This window comes from Clostridioides sp. ES-S-0049-02 (genome assembly GCF_020658465.1).
In the GTDB taxonomy this organism is placed as follows: Bacteria; Bacillota; Clostridia; order Peptostreptococcales; family Peptostreptococcaceae; genus Clostridioides.
The window spans coordinates 1-309 of sequence record NZ_JACVWG010000077.1 but is presented as its reverse complement, the minus strand read 5'-3'; the positions used below and the strand labels follow the sequence as shown (position 1 = coordinate 309).

The window sequence follows — 309 nt, the reverse complement described above, 5'->3', positions numbered from 1 at the left end:
AATATTCCAAGGTAGCTCAACGGTGGAGCAACCGGCTGTTAACCGGTAGGCTGTGGGTTCGAGCCCCACCCTTGGAGCCAAAAAAGCCGAAGTGGCGGAACTGGCAGACGCACAGGACTTAAAATCCTGCGGGACTTACCTCTCGTACCGGTTCGATTCCGGTCTTCGGCACTTTATAAAATAATATCGCGGAGTGGAGCAGTTGGCAGCTCGTCGGGCTCATAACCCGAAGGTCGTAGGTTCGAGTCCTGCCTCCGCAACCATTAAAATGGCTCGTTGGTCAAGAGGTTAAGACACCGCCCTTTCACG

3 tRNA genes are annotated in these 309 nt (G+C 54.0%); all 3 read left to right on the top strand.

Features of this window, described 5'->3' with window-relative positions:
• The first annotated feature begins 5 nt into the window (after positions 1-5).
• The 3 genes from IC213_RS20755 (at position 6) to IC213_RS20745 (ending at position 263) form a co-directional block, all read left to right on the top strand.
• Positions 6-80, top strand: a tRNA-Asn gene (locus tag IC213_RS20755).
• Between the two features lie 5 nt (positions 81-85).
• Positions 86-171, top strand: a tRNA-Leu gene (locus tag IC213_RS20750).
• 16 nt (positions 172-187) lie between these two features.
• A tRNA-Met gene (locus IC213_RS20745) sits at positions 188-263 on the top strand.
• The last annotated feature ends 46 nt before the right edge of the window (positions 264-309 follow it).